The organism is Mucilaginibacter sp. P2_A4, from assembly GCF_056405015.1.
The window spans coordinates 1-1,181 of sequence record NZ_JBFUCX010000035.1; the positions used below are offsets into that span (position 1 = coordinate 1).

Annotated in this window: 1 protein-coding gene and 1 pseudogene; both read left to right on the forward strand. The window is 39.1% G+C overall.

Annotated features, from left to right (window positions below; genetic code table 11):
• A pseudogene (locus AC1DYB_RS30370) lies at positions 1 to 242 on the forward strand (DUF1543 domain-containing protein); the annotation flags it as partial.
• Positions 239 to 796, forward strand: coding sequence for a hypothetical protein (locus tag AC1DYB_RS30375; RefSeq protein WP_477440696.1), 558 nt, complete (start codon positions 239 to 241; stop codon positions 794 to 796). The pseudogene AC1DYB_RS30370 and the gene AC1DYB_RS30375, both read left to right, overlap by 4 nt.
• Positions 797 to 1,181 lie beyond the last annotated feature (385 nt).

A 1,181-nucleotide genomic window follows, 5' to 3' on the forward strand; every position in this document is an offset into this window, starting at 1 on the left:
GTCGTATATTGGCTATTCAAGCCGCCAGGAAAAGCGTCTTTTTTAAAACTAATTCCTTAAAAGGCGTCGCTACAGCTCATATTGATGAAAAGTATGGGGTTGATGTCGACGACATCTACCAGATCGAAGAATTGCTCTTATCTGCATTTAAAGAAAAATACCGGCTTGCAATCAGCGAGGTGGCAGAATTACAGGAGGATGAAATTCACCTGGGTTATTTTAAACTGGATAAGCTCAAATGACACCTGCAGAATTATTAATACGCTGGGTTAAGTTAAAATACAAAGGCCATTTGATCAAACGAAGCGGTGAGCCTTATTTTAATCACCTGGCTGCTGTAGCAAAAATGGCCCAGTCGGTAATTAACATGGGTTATGAGATCGGTCTCTGTCACGATCTTTTGGAAGATACATCAACTACCGAAAATGAATTATTGGAAGCTTTGACCGGGTTCGGTTATACCGATTCAGAAGCGGGAGGCATTACAACCTGCGTAGTGGAACTGACAGATGTATTTACCTCAAACGCCTATCCGAATCTAAGTAAAACGGAACGAAAAGCAAAGGAAGCACGACGCCTAATCTGTATCAGTCCTGCTGCCCAGACAGTTAAATACTGTGATATAATCGATAACATAAGATGGGTATTGCAATATGATAAAAAACATGCATTGGAATACCTTTTGAAAAAGCAATTGTTACTGTCTGCTATGACCGATGGTGATAAAAGAATATATGAAAAAGTTTTAACATATATTAACGAGGGATTGATGATATCGACTAATTCATCTGGGTAGATTTAGCCGAGCAGCTTTTGCTTGATGATCCGCATATCACCGAGAGTTTGCCATGTTTATTTTCTTTAATATATAATACTCATAAAAAGATACTCAAAAAAGGCGGTTTTCTGATGAAAAAAAGATATGATAAAGAATGCTTCAGGAATGTAAGCTTTGGCCGATTTGCCAGCAAAAAATGTGTTTATAACATATACGGTCCAGTGAAGATTAGTTGTTTTCTTCTTTATCGCTTTCTGCTTCCGCTTTTTTATCTTCCTCCAGTAAATTGGTGCCGATTGGATTCGCTGCCAGCAGCTTGGCAAACCATGAAAGGTTGGCGGTCATATAACGAAGCGTTTTATTGGTGTACAAATAGCGTTCACCACCCGCTTCTGCATAATCC